This is a genomic window from Enterovibrio coralii, assembly GCF_001559595.1.
Lineage (GTDB): Bacteria > Pseudomonadota > Gammaproteobacteria > Enterobacterales > Vibrionaceae > Enterovibrio > Enterovibrio coralii.
The window spans coordinates 1-923 of record NZ_LNTY01000065.1 but is presented as its reverse complement, the minus strand read 5'-3'; the positions used below and the strand labels follow the sequence as shown (position 1 = coordinate 923).

The following is a 923-nucleotide window of genomic DNA, read 5'->3' as shown; positions in this document are numbered from 1 at the left end:
CGCAGACCTTCGTCCATCGCGATAGGAGCGATCAGAGTAACAGTCATAGAAACGTTGTCGCCTGGCATTACCATCTCAACGCCTTCTGGCAGTTCGATAGTACCGGTCACGTCAGTAGTACGGAAGTAGAACTGTGGACGGTAGCCTTTGAAGAACGGAGTATGACGGCCGCCTTCGTCTTTCGACAGAACGTAGATTTCTGAAGTGAAAGTAGTGTGTGGAGTGATTGAACCAGGCTTAGCCAGTACTTGACCACGCTCAACTTCGTCACGCTTAGTACCACGCAGAAGAACACCAACGTTCTCACCTGCACGGCCTTCGTCAAGAAGCTTACGGAACATCTCAACACCAGTACAAGTAGTAGTGATGGTGTCTTTGATACCAACGATAGCAACTTCGTCACCTACGCGAACGATACCTTGCTCAACACGACCAGTTACAACAGTACCACGGCCTTGGATTGAGAATACGTCTTCGATTGGCAGGATGAATGGCTTGTCGATCGCACGCTCTGGCTCTGGGATGTAAGAATCCAGTGCTTCAGCCAGCTCGATTACTTTCGCTTCCCACTGCTCTTCGCCGTTCAGTGCACCCAGTGCAGAACCTTGAATTACTGGGCAATCGTCACCTGGGAAATCATACTCAGAAAGAAGTTCACGAACTTCCATCTCAACCAGTTCCAGCAGCTCTTCGTCATCAACCATGTCACACTTGTTCATGAACACGATGATGTAAGGGATACCAACCTGGCGACCCAGCAGGATGTGCTCACGAGTTTGTGGCATTGGACCATCAGTTGCCGCAACAACCAGGATACCGCCGTCCATTTGCGCAGCACCGGTGATCATGTTTTTAACATAGTCAGCGTGTCCTGGGCAGTCTACGTGTGCGTAGTGACGAGTTGGAGTATCGTACTCTACGTG

1 protein-coding gene is annotated in these 923 nt (G+C 50.4%); it reads right to left on the bottom strand.

What is annotated here, in order from left to right; genetic code table 11:
- The coding region (gene tuf, locus ATN88_RS25270) for an elongation factor Tu (protein ID WP_067420191.1) at window positions 1–923 on the bottom strand (923 nt) is incomplete at both ends.